Origin of the sequence: Romboutsia ilealis, assembly GCF_900015215.1 — a bacterium.
Lineage (GTDB): Bacteria > Bacillota > Clostridia > Peptostreptococcales > Peptostreptococcaceae > Romboutsia > Romboutsia ilealis.
Genome location: NZ_LN555523.1, coordinates 1 through 24,344, shown reverse-complemented (window position 1 = coordinate 24,344; position 24,344 = coordinate 1). Strand labels below are relative to the sequence as shown.

Here is a 24,344-nt window from a genome sequence, read left to right as displayed (position 1 = left end):
ATTAACTCCTTTTTTTATACTTATTCTGAATCATCAGAATCTGTTGGCAATTTAAATATTGTATCCCTTAAGTACTCATACAATGCTATAGATACTTCATAATAAACTTTACCTTTATCAGATGATATCTTTACATAGTCTTTACCCATTGTTTCTATTTTTAAGGTATAATTATCTCCTTGTATATCTATAGTAAAGTTATACTTGCTTCTTTCTTTGTTTTTTTCTGGTTGTATTTTACCAACAATTCTTTTAGCTGACATCTTATATGCTAAATCATCATATTTCCATTTATGTATTGTTTTATTCTTATCATTATAAGATATATTTACACTTTTCCAAGTTTTGTACTTTTTCACAAAATCAAATGATGTATATATACTACAATTTAAGACTTTCTCAAATTGTTCTTTTTCAGATACTGGTATCTTGTAATATACTTCTTGATTTACAGTATATATTCTAAAAAGATTTAAATCAGTTGAAAATCTTACACCATCATCAGAATATCCAGTATATATTGGTGTAAACTTATCTGATTTTCTTACCTGTGAAAGCTTAGTAAGTTCATATTTTACCTCTTCCCAGTAAGTTTCATCTACCTTTATATTTTCAACTACTTCATTAGACATATAAATATTTTTCTTGCTACTTAATTGCTTCATAAGTGGTCTCTCATCTATTTCTTCATCTCCTTTAGTTTCTACTTTAGGATTATCTTTATTATCTAAATATGTACCCGCCCAAAAAGCAAAACCATATATTATGAAGAAAGCAACTATCGATATAGCTACTATTACACCTTTCTTAACTTTTCTTTTTTTTGCCATTTCTATCCTCCTAAACTTATCTAGTCATAAAGTAATTATATTACTTTTTTGTTCATTTTTTAAGTAATAATTCTTATTATCCTCATTTCCTTGGAAATTGGCATAACTTTTAGATTTTACATTTTTATTATAGACATATAATTTACATACTATTTACCATTTTATCCTTTTATATACACATAAAAAATAAGCACCTCAAATACTGTATGTCGAGGTACTTATTTTTTTATCTCTACTATGCTTCTTTTATTATCTCTCCTACCATCACAGCAGAATTTATTAAATCTTCTATAGCTATATATTCTTCTAAGGTATGTGCATTTTTCATACCTATTCCTAAGTTTACTGCCTTTATTCCATTTTTATTTAATATGTTAGTATCACTTCCTCCACCTGTAGAAGCTGTTTTTCCTTCTATATTCATGTTAGAGAAAGCTTTTTTAACTAATTGAACTATTCCATCAGTTTCATCTATATTAAATGGTCCATATGCTCTTTTAACTTCTATTTCTATTTCTGCACCAAACTCTTTAGCAGCATTTTTAAATGTTTCTACCATATGATTAGTTTGAGCATCTAATTTTTCTTCACTTAAACTTCTAGCTTCTGCAACTATCTCTAGCTCTGGCATAACTATATTTGTAGCTATTCCACCTTTAACAATACCTATATTTGCAGTAGTTTCTTCATCTATTCTTAATAGTTTCATATTTTCTATAGCTCTTGATGCTACCATTATAGCACTTATTCCATTTTCTGGCTGAAGTCCTGCATGAGCTGGTTTTCCTATTATCTTAACTTTTATTGCATCTTGAGCAGGTGCTTTTACTATTATTTCTCCTGGAGATCCACCACTATCTAAAACAAATGCATACTCTGCATCTATTTTAGAATAATCTAAATTTTTAGCTCCATGTAATCCGCCTTCTTCCCATATAGAGAATACTATTTGTATATCTGCATGATCTATGTTATTTTCTTTTATATTTCTTAAACCTTCTAATATTGCCGCTATACCAGCTTTATCATCTGAACCTAATACTGTAGTTCCATCACTCTTTATTATTCCATTAGCTTCATCTATTATTGGTTTTACCCCTATAGATGGACTAACTGTGTCCATATGAGAACTGAATAATATTTTTTTACCACTTCTATTTCCTTTTAATGTTGCTATTACGTTTCCTGTCTCTCCCCCTGTTTTTTCACCAGCGTTATCTATAATAACTTCACAACCAATTTCTTCAAGCTTCTTAACTAAAACTTGAGCTACTTTCCCTTCTTTAGAAGATGGGCTGTCTATTTGAACTAATTCTAAAAATTCATCTATAAGTCTTTGTTTATTTACCATTTTATCCCCTCCAAAATATATACTTATATATATTTTAGATTTTTTAGAACAATCTGTCAATTTTTTCACCAATAAATTATTATTAGATTTATTTTAGAATTCTTCTCGTTCTAGAATCTATAAAACATAGCCAATACCCCAATTTATCACTTCTCGTATCACATGGTTGGTATGTTGTAAATCCTGTGTGACCTTTATCTGGCTGTTCATCCTTTTTACCTGGTATTGCATAAATATAATTTTTTCTCTTATTATATTCATCATATTGTACCCCAAATAAGTAATGTCTATATTTATATGAATTCATAACTGTATCACTATACATAGTATAATTTAATGTATTTACATATCCTAAATTCGGCATTGTATATCCAGATAATGTAAGCGGATTTATTTCTATTTTCCACCATCTAGTATTTTCTATTGGTTCTCCTGTAAAAGGTATTACTTCCTTAAACTGTCTCAATCCTTTTTTAATTTGTCTTGGCATCAATAATGTTCCAGCAGTTTTAGATGGATCATATGAATAATCTTGCATTTCTTCTTTTATTTCTGACTTTGTGTATCTTTTTTGACTTGCGCTTTGCTTTTCTTTATATTTTGAGTATTTATCTTGTTGTTTTTGAGAGCCGTTTGCTTTTTCTTGAACTGTTTTATATTCTTTTTTTACTTCTTTTATCTCTTCAACTTCTTCTACCTCTTGCTCTTCATCACAGCTATTATCTTCTATTTCTTCTATAGTAGATGTATATCCTCTGTTATATTGAGGTTCATCATCTATTTCTATATACTCAATCTCTTCATATTCATATTCGCCATCATCATCGTCGTCTACTTCTATATATTCAATCTCTTCATATTCATACTCATCATCCTCATTATCGACGTATATATCCTCTGTATCTTCTAATTCGTCGAATTCATCATCAAACTCTTCCTCATATTCATCTTGACCTGCAAACAATATTTCTTCATAATTTTCTATCTTATTTCCCTTAAAACCAATAAGAGGTACTTGTTTCTCATGTAACAATGCGATTCCTTTTATTTCTATGTCATTTCTGTCTAAATCAAAAACAAATTCCCCTTTTCCTTGTTCACTTAAAACAACATTCCCTAAGTCTAATGTTTCATAATCACTTTGTATAGCAACTACTTTATATCCATCTTTAACGCATTTAAGATTCTCTACATATAAGGCTACTACTGCTTTTTCGTCGTTTATCTCTACTTTAGCAAATGCTTTAGGTAAAACTCGTTCTTTATATCTAAAATTCACATCCTTAGCTTCAAGAATTATATAGTCTCTTTTAAATTTTCTTTTAGACGCCATTTATATCCCCCCTTAACATAATATCTCTAAATAGTATATGAACGATTATATAAAAAAAGTACCTTCAATTATTTTGAAGGTACTTTTGTATTTACTGCATTTGCAAGGGTTGCAAATTCTTCTATTGAAAGAGTTTCTCCTCTTCTTTTTTCATCTATATTAGCCATTTTTAATACTTCTTTTATCTCATCTTTGCTTAAGAATCCTAAGCCACCTAATGCATTAAGTAATGTCTTTCTCCTTTGCCCAAAGGCTGCTTTTACAGTTTTAAAGAATATATCTTCATTATCCACAGGATATTTTCTTTCTTCTCTTACATGAAGTCCTATAACTGTTGAATCTACATTTGGTTGTGGTATAAACATATGTCTTGGAGCTTTTGCAACTATTTCTGTATCACAATAGTATTGTACAGCTACTGATAAAGCACCATAATCCTTTGTTGATGGTACTGCATTCATTCTATCTGCAACTTCTTTTTGTACCATTACTACTATATCAGTAACTGGTATATCTTCTTCTAAGAACTTCATAACTATTGGAGTTGTTATATAGTATGGAAGGTTTGCAACTAATTTAACAGGACCTCCATTTAATTTTTCTTTTACTAATTCTTCTACATCAACCTTTAATATATCTTGGTTTACTACTTCAATATTATCAAATTCTCCTAATGTTTCACGTAGAATAGGTATTAAAGTTTTATCTATTTCTATAGCTACAACCTTGTCTGCTACCTTTCCCATTTCTCTAGTAAGTGTTCCTATTCCAGGACCTACTTCTATTATTTTATCTCCCTCAGAAAGCCTAGCTCCTGCTAATATTCTGTCTATTACATTATCATCTATTAAAAAGTTTTGTCCTAATGATTTAGAAAATTTAAAGCCATGCTTCTCTACAACGTCTTTTGTAGCTCTATGTGATGAAAGTCTATCCATTATTATTCTCCTATTTATTTTATTTTCACTCTATCGTGAATCTTGTAGTCTATTTAAATTAAAGTTATTCTAATAAAAAAATTCGCTTGAGCGACGTGTCGGCAAAACATTTCATTTTGCCAATAGTATATCCTTGCTAACACTACGGATACATCTGTTGCTCAAAAATACAACTTATACTATATTTGAGTTAATGCTTGTTCAAATTCTTCTCTGCTAACTCCATAGTTGTTTAATCTACTTAGAAATTGTTTTGCATTTCCGTATCCTATTCCAAGTATTTTTCCTAATTCATCACGTCTGTGTGATGCATCTTCATTTCCTATAAGCCCATTTCTTATTAAATCAACTTGCTTAAATTCTTCTCTTTTTTCTGTACTTTCTGTTCTTACTCTTTCAAGTGCTGCTAATATACTTTTAGGACTTGCATTTTCTATTCCTATATCGCCGTCTTTCTTAGCTTCTTCCCTTGGTAAGAATGCATGCTTACATCCTGGTACTTCTGCAGCGATTTTCTTTCTAATTTTTTCGCCTGCGAAATCTGGATCAGTAAATATTATTACACCTCTTCTTTTTTGGGCTGCTTTTATTCTTTCCATTACTCCTTTAGGAAATCCAAATCCACCAGTAGTTATAAGCTCGGCATCTAATGCTCTTTTAACAGCTGTTACGTCGTCTCTTCCTTCTACTACTATTATTTCTTTTATCATATAAATTCACCTTTTCCGCTCATTTTTAACTTAACATCTTTATATTTTAAGCCTTATATGTATTTTTATCAAGTTTATATATTTATCTTATTATCTATTTTTAACGAGTTTATATCATAATATAAGCATATACATTAAAAGAGATTTCAATATGCTCTTAATAGAATATAGTTTAAATCTTATATCTAAAATTTTTATAGTTTATTTTTAATAAAAAAATGCTATAATATAATTAAAATAAAAAGAAATTACAATCTCTTTTGCCGTAGAGTGATAATTTCTATACAAAAACTATATAAATTAAATTATAATATTTCTATAAGTCACTCTTATTGCCGTTAGAGTGATTTTTTATTTTATCATATAAATAACACGTTAGCATACCAATTATTATGGTATCTGAATTATTTAATAATAACTTTAAAATTTCCATACCTTTTCACCTCCTTCTATTTAGAAGTAGGTATTTTATTCGTATAGAAATATCACTCTAAGATTGTAATTTCATTAAAATATATTACACTATATTAATATTTTTGTAAAATATTATATTATAAAAATTAGTTTTACTATTTTTAATAAAGTAAAAGCTATGAAATATATAATCTTACTCAAGATTTTATTTCATAGCTTTTTTATTTAATCTAAATATAAAATATCAACCTATTTTATATTAAATAATCTCTTTGCATTTTCCTTAGTAGCCTCACAAACTTTTTCATAAGATATCCCCTTCTCTTGAGCTATCTTATCTGCAACAAATGCTACTAATGATGGGTCGTTCCTTTTACCTCTATGTGGCTCTGGAGCCATATATGGAGAATCAGTTTCTATTAATAAATACTCTAAAGGTATTTCTTTTGCTACTTCTCTAGTTTTCTTATTATTTTTGAAAGTAACTGTTCCTGGTATTGAAATATAACATCCCATTTTCACATATTCTTTTGCTAATTCCACGTTTCCACTATAGCAATGAAGTACACATCCTATTTCAGGAGATTTAGTATTTTTAATTATCTCAAAAGTATCTTGATGTGCATCTCTATCATGTATTATTATTGGAAGTTTTAATTCATTAGCAAGTTCAATTTGTTTTTTAAACCATTCTTTTTGAACTTCTCTAGGAGAATTATCATAGTAATAATCTAATCCTATCTCACCTATTGCAACTACCTTTTCATTTTCAGTAGCTAATTTTCTTAATGTATCTATAGCAGTGTCATCTAGGTCCTTTACATCATGTGGATGTACTCCAACTGCTGCATATATAAAATCATATTTATTAGCAAGATCAACACTAGATATAGATGTTTCTATATCAGCACCTGGATTTAATACTAAATCCACGTGCTCTTCTTGTAATTTTTGTATCAATGCTTCTCTATCTTCATCAAATCTTGCATCATTTAAATGTGCATGTGAGTCAAATAACATAGTTTTCACTCCTTAACGAACTTCGCATCCTGAATTTGCACCAGTTGCAACTGGTACTATTAAATCGTCTCCATCATTTCCAGCAGCTAATATCATACCTTGAGATTCAACACCTCTTAACTTAACTGGCTTTAGGTTACATACAACTATAACGTCTTTTCCAACCATTTCTTCTGGCTTATACCATTTAGCTATTCCAGATACTATTTGTCTTATTTCTGGTCCAACTTTAACTTGAGATACTAATAATCTATCAGCCTTTGGGTGTTTTTCACAGCTCAATATTTTACCTACTCTAAGTTCTACTTTATCTAGGTCATCTATTGTTATATTCTCTTTATGCTCTATTGGTTCTTCCTTTTGCTCATCTTTCTTTTCAGAGAATAATTCATTTAATTCTTCAACTTCTTTTTCTATGTCTAATCTTGGGAATAAAGCTTCACCTTTATGAACTTTAGTATTTTCTCCTATAAGTCCGAAAGTCTTAACACTTTCCCAAGTCTTTAAGTTTTCATCAGTTATTCCTAATTGGTCGTATATCTTAACAGCTGTTGCATTCATTATTGGGTTTATTAATGTAGCAACTATTCTTATAGATTCACATAAGTTGTATAAAACTGTGTCTAACTCACCTTTTTTAGCTTCATCTTTAGCTAAAGCCCAAGGCATAGTTTCATCTATATATTTATTAGTTCTTCTTATTAACTTCCAAGCAGATTCTAAAGCTTCATTAAATTGAAGTTTGTTCATTTCTATTTCAAAATTTTCTACTGATAATTTAGCAGTTTCTTTTAAACTTTCATCAAATGCAGTAGCTACATTTGCCATTGGTATTATACCATCATTATATTTTTCAACCATAGAAACAGTTCTACTTACTAAGTTTCCTAAGTCGTTAGCAAGGTCTGAGTTAAGTCTTGTTACAAAGTTTCTATGAGTGTAGTTTCCATCTTGTCCAAATGCAAATTCTCTTAATAAGAAGTATTTTAAAGCATCTACTCCGTATCTTTCTATCATTTGCTCTGGGTAAACTATATTTCCTTTTGATTTACTCATTTTATCATTATCAAATAATATCCAACCATGTCCGTATACTTGTGTTGGCACTTCTTCACCTAATGCCATAAGTATTGCAGGCCATATTATAGTATGGAATCTCATTATTTCTTTACCTACTATATGAACATTAGCTGGCCAGAATTTCTTATAGTCAGCATCATTTTCACTCATATACCCTAAAGCTGTTATATAGTTACATAATGCATCTACCCAAACATATATAACATGTTTCTCGTCAAACGGTACTTTTATACCCCAATCAAAAGTAGTTCTAGTTACACATAAATCTTCTAATCCTTTATCTAAGAAGTTTGCAACCATTTCATTCTTTCTTGATACTGGGAAGCAGAAATTAGGATCAGCAAACAATTCTCTTAATCTATCTTCATATTTAGATAGTTTAAAGAAGTAAGCTTCTTCTTTAGCTATATAAGTCTCTCTTCCACAGTCTGGACATTTATTTCCTTCTAATAATTGAGATTCAGTCCAGAAACTTTCACATGGAGTACAATATCTTCCTTCATATGAACCTTTATATATATCACCTTGTTCATATAACTTAGTAAATATTTTTTGTATTATAACTTTGTGTCTATCTTGAGTAGTTCTTATGAAATCATCATATGATATATCCATAGTATTCCATAATTTCTTTATATCCGCTATCATTCCATCTAGGTATTCTATTTCTGTCATACCCTTTTCTCTAGCAGTCTTTTGTATTTTTTCTCCGTGCTCATCAGTTCCTGTTAAGAACTTTACATCGTATCCGCAGAAACGCTTAAATCTTGCTATTGCATCTGCTGCAACAGTTGTATAAGTATGTCCTATATGTAAGTTACCACTTGGGTAGTATATAGGAGTTGTTACATAAAAACTTGGTTTTGTCATTATACTTCCTCCTCATATGTAGAAATTAATATTAAAAAACTCGCCTCCTATGAATATACATAGGGGCGAGATTATTCGCGGTACCACCCTAATTTATCTATTTAATCATGTATAAGTCATCTACATAAATATTAGATATCTTAGTAGACTATAACGCGTCTAACCGTTTTATCCTAAGGATATTAATCGTTCAGATAAAAAGCTCCAAGACCATCTTCAATAATTCATTTAACGCTAGCTTTCACCTAATCTAGCTCTCTGTAGAAAAAATCCTTATTTACTCTTCTTTTCTCAGCTTTATACATTTCTATATTTTGCTATAATAATATATTTTATACATATTATTATAACTGATTTTTTAAATATCTTAAAATTATTATAGGAAATTTTAAATTTTATGTAAATAGTTTTTTATATCTTAATATCTAATTATATCATACACTAATTCTCTTATACAAACATTATATAACATATAAACACAGATGCTATAACTCCTACTACATGACTTATCATTGCGCAAGTTAATGTATGTCTAGTATTTTTTATCTTTAAACTACCATAATAAATTGCCATAGTGTAAAATATTGTTTCAGATGCTCCTACTATTGTAGACCCCATTTTCTCAATAATAGTATCTACTCCTACTCGTTGTGCAAGTTCTGTATACATTCCTAAAGCTCCACTACCAGATAATGGCTTAACTATTATTAATCCTATTAATTCCTTTGGTATACTCATTAAATTTGCTATAGGCTTAAATATGAATTCAAGGGCTTCTATACCTCCACCTGTTTTAAATACTCCTATAGCTAAAAATATTCCTATTATGTACGGTGTTATAGACCATGCTGATTTTAGTCCATCAACTGCGCCTTTTACAAAACTATCATATATATCTATCTTTTTAGATTTTCCGTAAATTACTATGTAAAGTATTATAAGTGGTACTAATATATTAGAAAATAACTCCATTATCTTTTCCTCCCTTGTAGCAGTTTACATGATATAACAGCTATTATGGTAGACATTGTTGTTGCAAATAATGTTGTAAATATAATATCACTTGGGTTTTGAGCTCCTAAATCTAACCTAATTTTAAGCATTGTAAATGGTATTATCTGAATTGAAGATATATTTATAACTAAAAACATAATCATATCATTCGTGGCTGTATCTTTTTTATTATTTAAAGTCTGTAATTCTTCCATGGCTTTTAATCCAAAAGCAGTTGCACCATTCCCTGCTCCAACCATATTAAGTGCCATGTTCATAACCATATAAGACATTGCCTTATGCCCCTTAGGTATGGATGGAAATAATCTTCTCATTATAGGATTTAATTTTTTTCCTATTTTATCTATTAATCCTGAATCTTTAGCTATGTTCATTATTCCCATCCAAAGAGCCATTACTCCAGCTAAACTTATTGCAAACTCTACACCTTTTGAAGCTTCATTTAATATAACTTTATTTAATTCCCCTAAGTTATTAGTTATTATACTTCCTACTATCCCTATAGAAATCATGTAAAACCAAATTTTTCCCATTGAAATCCCCCCTTCTTAATAATTTTATGAAGCTTGTGTTCTACTTTATACTTGAAACTTCTACTATATTATGTTTTAGTATAATTATGGGGTTTTTATAATTTTTTAACATTAAGGAGAGATACAATGAGAAATTTAACACTTCTTACGGACTTATATCAGCTTACAATGTTAAACGGATATTTTGAAAAAAACATTCATGAGGATATGGTTATCTTTGATATGTTCTTTAGAAAAAATGCGTGTAATGGCGGATATACTATCGTATGTGGTATAGAACAATTTGTGGAGTATATAAATAACATTCATTTTTCAGAAGATGATTTAGCTTATTTAAAAAGTTTAAACCTATTTTCTGATAAATTCTTAACATTTTTAAAGGATTTTAAATTTACAGGGGATATATATGCAGTTGAAGAAGGAACAATAATGTTCCCTAACGAACCTATACTTACTGTGAAAGCGCCTTTATATCAAGCACAACTTATAGAAACAGCTTTACTTACAATAATTAATTTCCAATCACTTATTGCAACTAAAGCATCTAGAGTATGTTTTGCTGCTCAAGGAGACCCAGTATTTGAGTTTGGTCTTCGCCGTGCACAAGGGCCTGATGCTGGAACATATGGATCTAGAGCTGCTGTTATTGGTGGTTGCTCAGCTACTGCCAATGTTTTAGCTGGTAAAATGTTTGATATACCTGTTGTGGGTACTCAAGCTCATAGTTGGATTCAAAAATTTGATACTGAAATAGAAGCATTCAAAGCTTATGCCGATATTTATCCAGATAAATGCTTACTTTTAGTTGATACTTATAATGTATTAAACAGCGGTCTTCCTAATGCTATAAAAGTCTTTAAAGATTTAAGAGAAAAAGGACACAAACCTTTAGGAATAAGATTAGATTCTGGAGATTTAAAATATTTATCTAATCAGTGTAAAGATGCATTAGATAAAGAAGGTTTTACAGATGTTAGCATAACTGCCTCTAATGACCTTGATGAATATACAATAGCGTCACTAAAAGCTGATGGTGCTTCTGTAAATTCTTGGGGCGTTGGTACGAAACTAATAACCTCAGCTGATTCACCTTCTCTTGGTGGAGTTTATAAATTAGCTGCTTCTTTTAAGAATGGAGAATTTGAACCTAAAATAAAACTTTCAGAAGATCCTGAAAAAATAAGTAATCCTGGATATAAAAAAGTATTTAGAATATATAACGAAGAAAATAAAGCTGAAGCAGATTTAATTATGCTACACAATGAGAGTATAGATGAAAGTAAACCTTTAACTATATTCCATCCTACATATACTTGGAAAACTAAATCTTTTGAAAATTATACTGTTAAAGAACTACTTAAACCTTTATTTATTAATGGTGAATGTAAATATAAACATAAAAGTGTTATGGAAATTAGGGAGTATGTATCTAATGAACTTAATTCATTATGGGAAGAATATAGAAGACTCTCAAATCCGCAAACTTATAAAGTAGATTTATCTAGAGATCTTTGGTACTTAAAAACTAAGATGATAGATTCAAAGAAATTTATATAATATAATTAAGGGGGACAACACTATGGATATTACAGATTACAAAATTATAGAAATCCTTCAAGAGGAAGGTAGAATATCTATGAAAGATTTAGGAAAAATAGTAGGTTTAACTTCACCTGCTGTTTCTGAGAGAGTTAAAAGGTTAGAGGAAGCAGGTGTTATAGAAGGATATAAAGCTATTGTTAATCCTAATGCTTTAGGAAGAGTAATAAAGGCTTTTGTTCATATTTCTTTACCTAGTAATAAATATAACGAGTTTATAGAATCAGCTCGTAAAGATCCTAGAATAGTAGAATGCCATCATATAACTGGAGATGATTGTTCTGTTTTAAAAGTTATAGTTAAAGATATGTATGAATTAGAAGAGGTAATAGACTCTATAAAAAAAGTTGGTTCAACTAAAACTAATGTTATATTATCAACTCCAATTCAATCTAAATCTATATTATAAACTTATTTTTAAAGATAAAAGGCTATAAAAAGCTTATTTAATATTAAGCTTTTCATAGCCTTTTAATTTTGCTTATACTTATATATATAATTTGTAAGTACATACTCCATATATGTTTTGATTACTCCCATATCTTCATTAGGATTTAATAATTTTCTAGTTGCTACTATATCTGCATATCCTAACAACATTACTCCAATTATATCGTCTCCTAGTTCATCAAATATTTTAAATAATCTTTCTTTACTCATATCGTCAGTTTTATAAAGAACTAAAAGTATCATATGATTCCTTATATACTTACATAGTAATTCTTTAGCCATTAAAGATAAATTTAAATTGGTAGCTATTTCTTCTCCAATTTTTTCCCCTATTACTTCATGGCCTTTAAAATGTACTCTCCCTGTACTATCAGTAGTTTTACTTCCCGGCTTTCCTGCATCATGTAAAAATAAACCTAATTTTAATATATGATATCTGTTAAATTTATTATCAACTTTAGCTTCTAGATATAATTTAATTTTATCTTTAAGATGACTTCTAAAAAAGCTTACATCTCTCATATCTTCTTCTAATTCTTTTAATGAATATATGGAGTGTTTATACACATCCACTACATGATATCTACACTCTCCAACTATCTTCATATCTTTTACTATAGGTATTATTTTCTCTAACTTTTCTTCCTTGTCTAAATCTTCAAGTTTAATGTAGGTATTATCAAGAATTAAACTGTCTAATAATTCATCTCTTAACTCCATATATACCACCTCAAGTTATTATATTTTATAAATCTAGTACTTGTTTATAAACAACATCCTTTTTTAATTTTCTATCTTTACAAACTGCCTTGATAGCATCTTTTTTATCCATTCCATTTTCCATTAGAGTTACTACATATTCTCTTTCCGTAAGGTCATCATAAGAATTTTGCACTGTCTTTTCGCCTTTAAATCCTTCCACTATTAAAACAAATTCTCCCTTTACCTCTTTTTCATTAAATATATTTATAACTGTTTCTATATCTTCTCTTATTATTTCCTGATATTTCTTTGTTATTTCTCTATTTACTGCTATACGTCTATTTCCTAATACCTTTAACATATCTTTTAAAGTATCTTTTAATCTGTGAGGAGATTCATAAAATATTATAGTTCTTCTTTCTTCCTTTAGCTCCTCTAATTGGCTTCTTCTAACCTTTTTATCTCTGTCTAAAAATCCTTCAAAAGCAAATTTTGCTGTTTCTAATCCAGATCCAACTAATGCTGTTATAGATGCAGTAGCTCCTGGTAACACTTCTATCTCTATATTATGTTCAATAGCTTGTTTTATTATATCTTCACCTGGATCTGATATTCCTGGCATACCAGCATCACTAATTAGTGCTATATTTTCACCTTCTAATAATTTATTTATTAAATATCCACCTTTTGAGTCTTTATTATGTTCATGATAACTAGTTAAAGGTTTTGATATTTCAAAGTGATTTAGAAGTTTTATACTGTGTCTAGTATCCTCAGCTGCTATTAAGTCAACTTCATTTAATATTCTTATAGTTCTATAAGTCATATCCTCTAGATTACCTATAGGTGTTGGACATATATATAATTTACCACTCATTTATTTTTCTCCTATATCTTCATTTGCATATATTGCTTTTAATTCTTCTGTATAATTTCCATCTTCTCCATACACATATAAAGGATCTAATATTTTAAGTTCTGGTCTACCATCTTTCATAAACTCAACTAATACTAAATTAGGTGCTTTACCTGCTCTTGGATGTATAAATTGAATTTGTTTTGGTTCCATATTATACTTTCTACCTAAAGTTAATATATCAACTAATCTTATAGGTCTATGAATCATGAAAAATTTGCCTCTTGGCATTGTAAGTCTAGAAGCTGCTCTTATTACATCTTCTAAGTTACATTTAAGTTCATGTCTTGATATAGCCTTTTTATCGTTAGGATTTTTTATTCCATCAATATGCATATATGGGGGATTTGAAGTTACTACGTGATACCCATTTACTTCTAATATTTTATCTATTTCTTTTATATCTGAATTTACTATTTCTACTCTTTCTTCTAAATCATTTAATTTAACTGAACGAGTTGCCATTTCGTATACTTCTTCTTGTATTTCTACACCTAATATTTTACTTGCTTGACTTTTTCCTGCTATAAGTATTGGAACTATTCCTGTTCCTGTACCTAAATCTACAACCTTAGCTCCTTTTTTTACTTTAGCAAAATTAGCTAATAATACTGCATCTATACCAAAGCAAAATCCGTTAGTATCTTGTATTAGTTTTAGTCCTTTTAATTGTAAATCATCTATTCTTTCTGTTTCTTTTAATTGTACTTCCATATTACTCTCCTCTCATGTCTTAAAATCCGCTTTACTCATATATATTGTTATAAAAGGTTGTTTAATTATAAATTATACACATTATATATTTTTTATAATTCCTTAATGTATTAAAAAAGGTAGGAAAAGTCCTACCCCCTTATTATTTATAATTAGTCTTCTAATTTCTTTAATTCTCTTAATGTAGCTTCATCTAATCCTTCATCTCTCAGACTTCCACATCCACCACATTTTTTAGGTTCATGTAAAACTTTAACTTCATCTTTATGACATACTTTTATAGTCTTGTCATTAAATTCTATTCTTACTTGCTCTAATAAAGGATTTACTTCTATTACCTTTCCTTTTGCCTCATCTACTTTTACTAATGCACCTACTACTGGCATCGCATCTATAGCTTCTGCATAAACATCATGCTCATACTTTAGGCAACAAAAAAGTCTTCCGCATATTCCCGATATCTTAGTTGGATTAAGTGATAAGCTTTGATCTTTAGCCATTTTTATTGAAACAAGTTGGAAGTCTCCAAGCCATGATGAACAACAAAGTTTTCTTCCACATGGTCCTAATCCACCTATAGATTTTGCTTCATCTCTAACACCTATTTGTCTTAGCTCTATTCTTGTTTTAAATATAGATGCTAAATCTTTTACTAATTCTCTAAAGTCAATTCTACCCTCTGCTGTAAAGTAAAATATTAATTTATTTCTATCAAAAGTGTATTCACAATCTATTAAAAACATATTTAAATCATGATCTTTTATTTTTTGTTGACATAATTCAAAAGTTTCTTTTGCCTTTTCTTTATTTTCAATATATACTTGTCTATCTTCATCTGTAGCTATTCTTATAATTGGCTTTAATGGTGAAACTAATTCACTTTCATCTATTTCTTTTGGACCAACTACTATTGTTCCATATTCTAATCCCCTAGCTGTTTCTACTACTACATCCATGTTTTTTTCTACTTCTAATTCTACAGGATCAAAGTAATATATTTTACCAGCATTCTTGAACCTAACACCCACTATCTTTATCATTTTATCACCTCGTATATATTTAAAGCCATAACTTGTATACTAATGGTAAAGTTACAATTGCTTCTTATCTTTTTCTTTATATCTTCTATTATATCAATAATTTTAGATACTTGAGAATAGGTAATTTTTTTACTCATATTTTGTATAAATGTTATTTTATCAATGTTTATTATCATACTCTTGTCCACTTTTTCTTTTAGAAGCATCATATCTCTAAAGTAATTTATGAACATATCTAATATACTTATAGCATCTTTTTTATATTTCTCCATACTTGTAGGGATTTCTAAAATATCTATCATATCTTTATCTAGCATTATTTCTATATAAGTTTGTATTTCATCTCTCATTATAGCAAAGTCTGCTGATTCTGATAATTCTATAGCCTTTTCTATACTTCCTCTAGCAAAAGTAGATAATAATTGAACTCTACTCTCATCTATCCCTTGGCTAATCAAATAATTATTCAAATCTAATATTGATATTGGTAAAAATTTTATCATTTCACATCTAGATTTTATAGTATCTAATAAAGCTTCTTTGTTACTTGTTATTAATATTATTATAGCATATTCTGGAGGTTCTTCTAATGTCTTTAATAGGGCATTTTGAGCTTCTATTGTCATACTTTCAGCCTGATTTATTATATATATTTTATATTGATTATGAGGTTTTACTATTATGTCTGTCTGTAACTTTCTTATTTGTGCAATCTTAATGCTATTTCCATCTGGATATATATTTATATAATCAGGACTATTTTCTACATTCTCTGTATCTAGCAGTATTTTTGATAATTCTACACTAAGCTTTTTTTTACCTACACCATCCATTCCCTCAAACATATATGCATGATTCATTTTATTTTTTTTTATTGAATTTGTAAGATACTTCTTAGCAAAATCCTGGCCTATAATATTATCGAAATACATATTTACCTCTCCATAGATTTTATCCTATCTATTACTAAATTATAAATTTCTTCATGTATATTATCTATACTTCTTAATTTATCATCTTCTACACAATTTATTTTATTCCAATTATACTTATCCGCTATATATAAAGAATTCTCATATGATTTTTCTAAGTATTTTATATCACGTTCATGAATGTCTTTTTTCTTTTCACCTGTAAACTTATTTTTTCTATTTTCCATAAGTTTCTTACTAAAGTTTACAGGAACATCTAAAAATATTACGCAATCTGGTTTTGGTATTTTATACATATTGAATTCATAATCTACAAGCCAATCTAAGTACTTATCTCTTTCATCTGCATCCATTTTAGAAGCCTGATGTACCATATTAGATGTTGTATATCTATCTGCAAGAACTATTCCACCATTGTTATAAAATTTTTCCCATTCAGTCTTAAATGAAGCATATCTATCTACTGAAAAAAATGTAGATGCTATATATGGGTCTACATCTGTTGCCTTCTCACCAAATTCACCTCTTAAGTACATTTTTACTAGTGCAGATGATTCAGAATCATAATTTGGATATTCTACTTTCTTTACATTGTATCCATCTTTTAATAATCTCTCATATAATTTTTTAGTTTGTGTTGCCTTTCCACTTGCATCTGATCCACTCTCTATAATTATTAACTTACCGCTCATTTTTATATACTGCTTAATATTATTTTATAAAGCAGTTTTCACCTCCATGTATTCTGTATTAACTTAACTGATGTTATTTTATTTATCCCAATTTATGGACTTTATTATTTATTAAAATCTATCCCTTAAAATTATTTTCTATAATTTGTACATACTCTAAGTTAGAGTCCTTCATTCCACTTATATTCATTCCTTTTTTATGACAAACCAATATATAATCAATGATTTCTTTAGTTATTATCTCTCCTGGGGATACTAAACATATACCAGGAGGATAAGGTATAATATATTCTCCACATATTTTTCCTATACTATCATCTATTTTAACACTTTTCTTCTCATTATAAAATGCTTCTCTTGGACTTAATTCTTTTACTGGTATGTTCATAGGATACTCTATATAACCTATATTTTTATTATTTGCATGATTTAGGCTAATATCTTCTAATGCATGTTCTAAACTCTTAAAGTCAGCTCTATCGTTACCTATTGTGCATATTAATAGAACTCCATAATAATTTGATAATTCTACTTGTACATTATAATTTATTCTAAGCATCTCATCCAATTCATATCCTGTCATCCCTAATTCTTTAGATGATATAAATATCTTTGTTCTGTCATTATCATTATATATATTTATATGTTCATATTTTTCCATATTCTTTTTAAATATATCAATATTGTCTAAAAGTCCTTCCATCAGGTTTTTACCTTCTTTTTCATATATGTCTACAGCTAATTCTAATGATGACATAAGCATATAAGATGGGCTAGATGATTCTATCATTCTAAGCATTGAAGTTAATCTCTCTTTATTTATTCTTTCTCCTTGAATATGTATCATTGATGACTGTGTAAAAGAAGGCAATGTCTTATGAGTACTTTGTACTACTATATCAGCTCCTTGTTCTAATGCTGTCATAGGTAGTTTGTTACTCAGACCTAAATGAGCGCCATGAGCCTCATCTACTATAACTATCATTCCTTTACTATGAGCATAATTACATATTGTCTTTAAATCATATACTTTTCCATAATAAGTAGGATAAGTTAATAATATTGCCTTTGCATCTAAGTTATTATTTATCGTCTCTATAGCATCCTCAATTTTTATACCCATTAATATATTAGTTTTAATATCAATTTGTGGATATATATATGCAGGTTCTATATCTCCAAGTATAAGTGTATTAATAACAGATTGATGACAATCTCTATTTACAATTATTTTATCTTTTGGGTTGCATACAGACATTATGGCTGCCTGTATACCACATGTACTTCCATTAACTAGATAATATGTATTTTTACTCTTAAAAACTCTTGCTGCTCTTTCTTGAGATTCTTTTATTATTCCTTCTGGAGAATGTAAATTATCCGTACCTAATATTTCAGTCGTATCCATTTTATAAAGACTCTCTAATATATTAGAATAACCTAATCTATCATATATCTTTCCTAATTTATGACCTGGAACATGAAATGATACTAAGTTGTTATTAACAATTTCACCTAATTTATTTAAAATAGCTTTTTTCATATTTATCTCCTCATATTAAAAGCCGCTGATGTAAATTATATCAACGGCATAAACTGAATTTAATTAAAATTGTATTTTAGGATTTATAATATCTTGGATTTATGTCTATAGACAATAAAAAAAGATTACGTGGCTACGTGCTACTCTCCCAGGCGGTCGCCCACCAAGTACCATTGCCGCTAAAGAGCTTAACTTCTGTGTTCGGTATGGGAACAGGTGTATCCTCTTTGCTATAATAACCACATAATCTTTAATTTAGAGTTAATACTCTGAAAACTGCATATCATTTACATATTAATCATTTTATTTTAGCAACCGAAATCTTTCCTTATTAATATTTTAATAATAATTTGGTTGGCGATATAAACCTTTAGGTTTATTTTGGTCAAGTCCTCGACCTATTAGTATCGATAAGCTAAATACATTACTGCACTTACACCTTCGACCTATCAACCAGGTAGTCTTCCTGGGGTCTTACCCTTACGGTGGGAAATCTTATCTTGAAGTTGGCTTCGCGCTTAGATGCTTTCAGCGCTTATCCATTCCGTACATAGCTACCCAGCCATGCCCTTGGCAGAACAACTGGTACACCAGAGGTACGTCCATCCCGGTCCTCTCGTACTAAGGACAGGTCTTCTCAAATTTCCTACGCCTGCGACGGATAGGGACCGAACTGTCTCACGACGTTCTGAACCCAGCTCGCGTACCACTTTAATGGGCGAACAGCCCAACCCTTGGGACCTACTACAGCCCCAGGATGTGATGAGCCGACATCGAGGTGCCAAACCTCCCCGTCGATGTGGACTCTTGGGGGAGATAAGCCTGTTATCCCCAGGGTAGCTTTTATCCGTTGAGCGATGGCCCTTCCATGCGGTACCACCGGATCACTAAGTCCGACTTTCGTCCTTGCTCGACCTGTATGTCTTGCAATCAAGCTTCCTTTTGCCTTTACACTCTTCGCACGATTTCCGACCGTGCTGAGGAAACCTTTGAGCGCCTCCGTTACTTTTTAGGAGGCGACCGCCCCAGTCAAACTGCCCACCTGACGGTGTTCCAAGACCTGATTCAAGGCCTATGGTTAGGATCCCAGTACTACAAGGGTGGTATCCCAAGGTTGACTCCACACAGACTGGCGTCCATGCTTCTTAGTCTCCCACCTATCCTGTACATGTAGTACCAAGACCCAACGTCAAGCTACAGTAAAGCTCCATGGGGTCTTTCCGTCCTGTCGCAGGTACCCGGCATCTTCACCGGGATTACAATTTCACCGAGTCTATTGTTGAGACAGTGCCCAAATCGTTACGCCTTTCGTGCGGGTCGGAACTTACCCGACAAGGAATTTCGCTACCTTAGGACCGTTATAGTTACGGCCGCCGTTTACTGGGGCTTAAGTTCACTGCTTCGATTGCTCTAACAGATCCCCTTAACCTTCCAGCACCGGGCAGGCGTCAGCTCCTATACATCGTCTTGCGACTTAGCAGAAACCTGTGTTTTTGGTAAACAGTCGCTTGGGCCTATTCTCTGCGGCCTGTCATAGACAGGCACCCCTTCTCCCTAAGTTACGGGGTCATTTTGCCGAGTTCCTTAACAATAGTTCTCTCGCTGGCCTTAGGATACTCTCCTCACCCACCTGTGTCGGTTTACGGTACGGGCGCCTTTAAACTCGATAGAAGCTTTTCTTGACAGTGTGAAATCAGCTACTTCGCCCCGAAGGGCTTCCCCATCACATCCTAGCATTGTCTAAACGGATTTGCCTATTTAGACTGCCTCAATGCTTAGCCGTACATAACCAACAGTACGGTTAGCTTATCCTACTGTGTCACTCCATCTCTCAAACGCTTATTGGCGGTACAGGAATATCAACCTGTTGTCCATCACCTACGCCTTTCGGCCTCGGCTTAGGTCCCGACTAACCCAGGGCGGACGAACCTTCCCCTGGAAACCTTGGGTTTACGGCCCGTGGGATTCTCACCCACGTCTCGCTACTCATGCCAACATTCTCACTCGTATACTGTCCACATGTCCTTACGGTCATGCTTCAGCCTGCATACGAAGCTCCCCTACCCATCATAATTGATGCCGTAGCTTCGGTAGTACGTTTTAGCCCCGGAAATTTTCGGCGCAGGATCACTCGACCAGTGAGCTATTACGCACTCTTTAAATGAGTGGCTGCTTCTAAGCCAACATCCTGGTTGTCTGTGCAATCCCACATCCTTTACCACTTAACGTACATTTAGGGACCTTAGCTGACGATCTGGGCTGTTGCCCTTTTGACTATGAATCTTATCACCCACAGTCTGACTCCCAAGTAAAAGAAAACGGCATTCGGAGTTTGATAGTCTTCGGTAAGTGCAATACCCCCTAGGACATTCAGTGCTCTACCTCCGTTTCTCTACGCTTGAGGCTAGCCCTAAAGCTATTTCGGGGAGAACCAGCTATCTCCGGGCTCGATTGGAATTTCACCGCTATCCACAAGTCATCCCCGAGCTTTTCAACGCTCGTGGGTTCGGTCCTCCACGAAATTTTACTTTCGCTTCAACCTGCTCATGGATAGGTCGCCCGGTTTCGGGTCTACGCCAAGTAACTTGATCGCCCATTTAAGACTCGCTTTCGCTACGGCTCCACACCTTAAGTGCTTAACCTTGCTACTTAACGTAACTCGTTGGCCCGTTCTACAAAAAGTACGCGGTCACACAAGTAATGTGCTCCCACAGCTTGTAAGTGCAGGGTTTCAGGTTCTATTTCACTCCCCTCCCGGGGTTCTTTTCACCTTTCCCTCACGGTACTATGCGCTATCGGTCACTAGGTAGTATTTAGGCTTGGAGGATGGTCCCTCCTGCTTCCCACAGGGTTTCACGTGTCCCGTGGTACTCTGGATCATACTAGTAGCTTTCTCGTTTCAACTACAGGGCTATTACCTTCTATGGCGGAGCTTTCCAACTCTCTTCATTTACGATATTGCATCCATGTTGTATGTCCGCAACCCCAACGAAGTAAACTTCATTGGTTTGGCCTGTTCCGCTTTCGCTCGCCGCTACTTACGGAATCGAATTTCTTTCTCTTCCTCCGGGTACTTAGATGTTTCAGTTCCCCGGGTTCCCCTCGCTAAGCTATGTATTCACTTAACGATACTTAGACATTACTCTAAGTGAGTTTCCTCATTCGGAAATCTTCGGATCAAAGTTTACGTGCAACTCCCCGAAGCTTATCGCAGCTTATCACGTCCTTCATCGGCTCCTAGTGCCAAGGCATCCGCCCTGCACCCTTAATAACTTGACCAGTTGTTAAAAGTGTAATTTTAAAGACTTTTCTTGTCTATATATGTTTAAAATGATGTCATATCACTAAATGTTATGCAGTTTTCAAAGTGCTAACGCACTTCGCTACCTTCCACTCACATTCGTTCGTGCCTAGGTGCTCAAAGTACTTATTTTGGGCTTCGCCCTCTTTTTGAAAGTTTTTAATAAACTCTCAAAATTAAACAGTAGGTAATTCTCCTTAGAAAGGAGGTGATCCAGCCGCACCTTCCGATACGGCTACCTTGTTACGACTTCACCCCAGTTATTGATTTCACCTTCGACACTCGCTTCCCAAAAGGGTTAGCTAAGTGGCTTCGGGCGCCCCCAACTTCCGTGGTGTGACGGGCGGTGTGTACAAGACCCGGGAACGCATTCACCGCAGCATTCTGATCTGCGATTACTAGTAACTCCAGCTTCATGTAGGCGAGTTTCAGCCTACAATCCGAACTGAGAATGGCTTTAAGGGATTAGCTCCGCCTCACGACTTGGCTGCCCTCTGTACCACCCATTGTAGCACGTGTGTAGCCCTAAGCATAAGGGGCATGATGATTTGACGTCATCCCCACCTTCCTCCAGGTTATCCCTGGCAGTCCCTCTAGAGTGCCCAACTTAATGCTGGCAACTAAAGGCAAGGGTTGCGCTCGTTGCGGGACTTAACCCAACATCTCACGACACGAGCTGACGACAACCATGCACCACCTGTCACTTCTGTCCCCGAAGGGAAAGATACTATTAGGCATCGGTCAAAAGGATGTCAAGCTTAGGTAAGGTTCTTCGCGTTGCTTCGAATTAAACCACATGCTCCGCTACTTGTGCGGGTCCCCGTCAATTCCTTTGAGTTTCACTCTTGCGAGCGTACTTCCCAGGCGGAGTACTTAATGCGTTAGCTGCGCCACCGAAGGGGGTAACCTCCGACAGCTAGTACTCATCGTTTACGGCGTGGACTACCAGGGTATCTAATCCTGTTTGCTCCCCACGCTTTCGTGCCTCAGTGTCAGTTACAGTCCAGAGAGCCGCCTTCGCAACTGGTGTTCCTCCTAATATCTACGCATTTCACCGCTACACTAGGAATTCCACTCTCCTCTCCTGCACTCAAGTTCCCCAGTTTCAAAGGCTTACTACGGTTGAGCCGTAGCCTTTCACCTCTGACTTAAGAAACCACCTACGCACCCTTTACGCCCAGTAATTCCGGATAACGCTAGCCCCCTACGTATTACCGCGGCTGCTGGCACGTAGTTAGCCGGGGCTTCCTCCTCAAGTACCGTCATTATCTTCCTTGAGGACAGAGCTTTACGACCCGAAGGCCTTCATCGCTCACGCGGCGTTGCTGCATCAGGCTTTCGCCCATTGTGCAATATTCCCCACTGCTGCCTCCCGTAGGAGTTTGGACCGTGTCTCAGTTCCAATGTGGCCGATCACCCTCTCAGGTCGGCTACTGATCGTCGCCTTGGTAAGCCGTTACCTTACCAACTAGCTAATCAGACGCGGGTCCATCCTGTACCGCAAAAGCTTTGATACTTCTACCATGCGATAAAAGTATTTTATCTCGTATTAGCATACCTTTCGGTATGTTATCCGTGTGTACAGGGCAGGTTACCCACGCGTTACTCACCCGTCCGCCGCTCTTTACCGAAGTAAATCGCTCGACTTGCATGTGTTAGGCACGCCGCCAGCGTTCATCCTGAGCCAGGATCAAACTCTCAAATAAAAGTTGTTACCTGCTCAGACTAATCATTATCTGAATATCTGGCTTGGTTTGTTTAGTTTCAATTCTATAAATTAACCTACTGTTTAATTTTCAAAGTTCATAAGTTGGTGGACCATCAGGGACTCGAACCCCAGACCTACCGGTTATGAGCCGGGCGCTCTAACCAACTGAGCTAATGGTCCACTTTATTGGTGCCGAAGACCGGAATCGAACCGGTACGAGAGGTAAGTCCCGCAGGATTTTAAGTCCTGTGCGTCTGCCAGTTCCGCCACTTCGGCATACCACGTGGCTACGTGCTACTCTCCCAGGCGGTCGCCCACCAAGTACCATCGCCGCTAAAGAGCTTAACTTCTGTGTTCGGTATGGGAACAGGTGTATCCTCTTTGCTATAATAACCACATTATATGTTTGTCTTTCTCTCAAGGACAAGTATAATATTAACATTTTCGATTAATAATGTCAATACTTTTTTATAAAGTTTTTTCAAAGTTAATACTCTGAAAACTGCATATCATTTAATTCCATCATTTCTTTTGGTCAAGTCCTCGACCTATTAGTATCGATAAGCTAAATACATTACTGCACTTACACCTTCGACCTATCAACCAGGTAGTCTTCCTGGGGTCTTACCCTTACGGTGGGAAATCTTATCTTGA

At 33.1% G+C, this 24,344-nt stretch carries 18 protein-coding genes, 2 tRNA genes, 4 rRNA genes and 2 other annotated features; of the genes, 2 read left to right on the top strand and 22 right to left on the bottom strand.

Features of this window, described 5'->3' with window-relative positions; translation table 11 throughout:
• Nucleotides 1-20: 20 nt before the first annotated feature.
• The 9 genes from CRIB_RS00120 to CRIB_RS00080 all read right to left on the bottom strand — a co-directional run bounded on the left by CRIB_RS00120 (nt 21) and on the right by CRIB_RS00080 (nt 10,093).
• Nucleotides 21-830, bottom strand: coding sequence for a hypothetical protein (locus tag CRIB_RS00120; protein ID WP_180702577.1), 810 nt, complete (start codon nt 828-830; stop codon nt 21-23).
• A gap of 235 nt (nt 831-1,065) precedes the next feature.
• Nucleotides 1,066-2,181 carry a M20/M25/M40 family metallo-hydrolase gene (locus CRIB_RS00115; protein ID WP_180702576.1) on the bottom strand — a complete coding sequence of 372 codons (1,116 nt, stop codon included), beginning with the start codon at nt 2,179-2,181 and terminating at the stop codon, nt 1,066-1,068.
• Nucleotides 2,182-2,269: 88 nt separating this feature from the next.
• Nucleotides 2,270-3,514, bottom strand: coding sequence for a hypothetical protein (locus CRIB_RS00110; RefSeq protein WP_180702575.1), 1,245 nt, complete (start codon nt 3,512-3,514; stop codon nt 2,270-2,272).
• Between the two features lie 68 nt (nt 3,515-3,582).
• Complete coding sequence (gene rsmA, locus CRIB_RS00105; RefSeq protein ID WP_180702574.1) at nt 3,583-4,452, bottom strand: 16S rRNA (adenine(1518)-N(6)/adenine(1519)-N(6))-dimethyltransferase RsmA; 870 nt, start codon at nt 4,450-4,452, stop codon at nt 3,583-3,585.
• Nucleotides 4,453-4,631: 179 nt separating this feature from the next.
• A complete protein-coding gene (gene rnmV, locus CRIB_RS00100; RefSeq protein WP_071118990.1) occupies nt 4,632-5,162 on the bottom strand; it encodes a ribonuclease M5 in 531 nt (176 codons plus the stop codon).
• Between the two features lie 663 nt (nt 5,163-5,825).
• Complete coding sequence (locus CRIB_RS00095) at nt 5,826-6,596, bottom strand: TatD family hydrolase (RefSeq protein ID WP_180702573.1); 771 nt, start codon at nt 6,594-6,596, stop codon at nt 5,826-5,828.
• A 12-nt stretch (nt 6,597-6,608) separates the two neighbouring features.
• Entirely contained in the window at nt 6,609-8,546 is a 1,938-nt protein-coding gene (gene metG / locus CRIB_RS00090) for a methionine--tRNA ligase (protein WP_180702572.1), read from the bottom strand.
• Between the two features lie 58 nt (nt 8,547-8,604).
• Nucleotides 8,605-8,848 (bottom strand) — a binding site (T-box leader).
• A 148-nt stretch (nt 8,849-8,996) separates the two neighbouring features.
• The gene (locus CRIB_RS00085) at nt 8,997-9,518 is read right to left on the bottom strand and encodes a spore maturation protein (RefSeq protein WP_180702571.1); all 522 of its coding nucleotides are present in this window, start codon (nt 9,516-9,518) and stop codon (nt 8,997-8,999) included.
• Nucleotides 9,518-10,093, bottom strand: coding sequence for a nucleoside recognition domain-containing protein (locus CRIB_RS00080; RefSeq protein ID WP_180702570.1), 576 nt, complete (start codon nt 10,091-10,093; stop codon nt 9,518-9,520). The genes CRIB_RS00085 and CRIB_RS00080 overlap by 1 nt, the downstream gene beginning before the upstream one ends.
• A gap of 126 nt (nt 10,094-10,219) precedes the next feature.
• Between CRIB_RS00080 and CRIB_RS00075 the strand changes: the two genes are divergently transcribed.
• Both CRIB_RS00075 and CRIB_RS00070 read left to right on the top strand, forming a co-directional pair.
• A complete protein-coding gene (locus CRIB_RS00075; RefSeq protein ID WP_180702569.1) occupies nt 10,220-11,650 on the top strand; it encodes a nicotinate phosphoribosyltransferase in 1,431 nt (476 codons plus the stop codon).
• Nucleotides 11,651-11,672: 22 nt separating this feature from the next.
• Nucleotides 11,673-12,101: an Lrp/AsnC family transcriptional regulator gene (locus CRIB_RS00070; protein WP_071118996.1), complete on the top strand. Its 429-nt coding sequence runs from the start codon at nt 11,673-11,675 to the stop codon at nt 12,099-12,101.
• A 62-nt stretch (nt 12,102-12,163) separates the two neighbouring features.
• On the opposite strand, the gene CRIB_RS00065 is transcribed toward CRIB_RS00070, so the two are convergent.
• The 13 genes from CRIB_RS00065 to rrf (CRIB_RS00005) all read right to left on the bottom strand — a co-directional run bounded on the left by CRIB_RS00065 (nt 12,164) and on the right by rrf (CRIB_RS00005) (nt 24,088).
• Nucleotides 12,164-12,862 (bottom strand): HD domain-containing protein, encoded by a 699-nt coding sequence (locus tag CRIB_RS00065; protein ID WP_180702568.1) that lies wholly within the window; start codon nt 12,860-12,862, stop codon nt 12,164-12,166.
• Nucleotides 12,863-12,887: 25 nt separating this feature from the next.
• Nucleotides 12,888-13,721 carry a 16S rRNA (cytidine(1402)-2'-O)-methyltransferase gene (rsmI, locus tag CRIB_RS00060; RefSeq protein WP_180702567.1) on the bottom strand — a complete coding sequence of 278 codons (834 nt, stop codon included), beginning with the start codon at nt 13,719-13,721 and terminating at the stop codon, nt 12,888-12,890.
• Nucleotides 13,722-14,474 (bottom strand): tRNA1(Val) (adenine(37)-N6)-methyltransferase, encoded by a 753-nt coding sequence (locus CRIB_RS00055; RefSeq protein WP_180702566.1) that lies wholly within the window; start codon nt 14,472-14,474, stop codon nt 13,722-13,724.
• A gap of 152 nt (nt 14,475-14,626) precedes the next feature.
• The gene (locus CRIB_RS00050; protein ID WP_180702565.1) at nt 14,627-15,514 is read right to left on the bottom strand and encodes a PSP1 domain-containing protein; all 888 of its coding nucleotides are present in this window, start codon (nt 15,512-15,514) and stop codon (nt 14,627-14,629) included.
• Nucleotides 15,511-16,446 (bottom strand): DNA polymerase III subunit, encoded by a 936-nt coding sequence (locus tag CRIB_RS00045; RefSeq protein ID WP_180702564.1) that lies wholly within the window; start codon nt 16,444-16,446, stop codon nt 15,511-15,513. The genes CRIB_RS00050 and CRIB_RS00045 overlap by 4 nt, the downstream gene beginning before the upstream one ends.
• A gap of 2 nt (nt 16,447-16,448) precedes the next feature.
• Nucleotides 16,449-17,138, bottom strand: coding sequence for a dTMP kinase (locus CRIB_RS00040; RefSeq protein WP_180702563.1), 690 nt, complete (start codon nt 17,136-17,138; stop codon nt 16,449-16,451).
• Between the two features lie 118 nt (nt 17,139-17,256).
• On the bottom strand, nt 17,257-18,681 hold the full coding sequence (locus CRIB_RS00035; protein WP_180702562.1) for an aminotransferase class I/II-fold pyridoxal phosphate-dependent enzyme: 1,425 nt from the start codon (nt 18,679-18,681) through the stop codon (nt 17,257-17,259).
• A 127-nt stretch (nt 18,682-18,808) separates the two neighbouring features.
• Nucleotides 18,809-18,925 (bottom strand): 5S ribosomal RNA (gene rrf / locus CRIB_RS00030).
• Nucleotides 18,926-19,062: 137 nt separating this feature from the next.
• Nucleotides 19,063-21,960 (bottom strand): 23S ribosomal RNA (locus CRIB_RS00025).
• Between the two features lie 223 nt (nt 21,961-22,183).
• Nucleotides 22,184-23,688: ribosomal RNA gene (locus tag CRIB_RS00020) — 16S ribosomal RNA — on the bottom strand.
• 105 nt (nt 23,689-23,793) lie between these two features.
• Nucleotides 23,794-23,870, bottom strand: a tRNA-Ile gene (locus CRIB_RS00015).
• 7 nt (nt 23,871-23,877) lie between these two features.
• A tRNA-Leu gene (locus CRIB_RS00010) sits at nt 23,878-23,966 on the bottom strand.
• Nucleotides 23,967-23,971: 5 nt separating this feature from the next.
• A 5S ribosomal RNA gene (gene rrf / locus CRIB_RS00005) occupies nt 23,972-24,088 on the bottom strand.
• Together the 16S, 23S and 5S rRNA genes with 2 tRNA genes alongside form the textbook arrangement of a ribosomal RNA operon.
• 133 nt (nt 24,089-24,221) lie before the next feature.
• Nucleotides 24,222-24,344, bottom strand: a sequence feature (23S ribosomal RNA rRNA prediction is too short).